The sequence below is a fragment of the Pantoea stewartii subsp. stewartii genome, from assembly GCF_008801695.1.
In the GTDB taxonomy this organism is placed as follows: Bacteria; Pseudomonadota; Gammaproteobacteria; order Enterobacterales; family Enterobacteriaceae; genus Pantoea; species Pantoea stewartii.
The window spans coordinates 1-243 of the sequence record NZ_VZPF01000334.1; the positions used below are offsets into that span (position 1 = coordinate 1).

Sequence of the window (243 nt, forward strand, 5' to 3'; positions counted from 1 at the left end):
TACCGCTGCCCGGCTCCTGTACCGGCACAGGGATATCGTCGGTGTGCACCTTGCCCGGCATCAGCACGTACTGGCGCAGCAGGCCGTACAGCGGCTCCAGCAGTTCGCTTACCGCGCCGGACCAGCGCCCCAGCGTTGCCCGGCTCAGCTCCACGCCCTGGCGACGGTATATCTCTGACTGACGATAGTGTGGCGTATGTTCGGCGAACTTCGCCGTGACGATGCGCGCCAGCAGGCCGGGGC

The 243-nt window shown here is 67.1% G+C and carries 1 protein-coding gene; it reads right to left on the reverse strand.

All coding sequences use genetic code 11. The features are described 5' to 3' along the window. Positions 1 to 243: IS66 family transposase (locus F7Q90_RS26445; RefSeq protein WP_151161252.1), on the reverse strand; the 243-nt coding region annotated here is incomplete at both ends.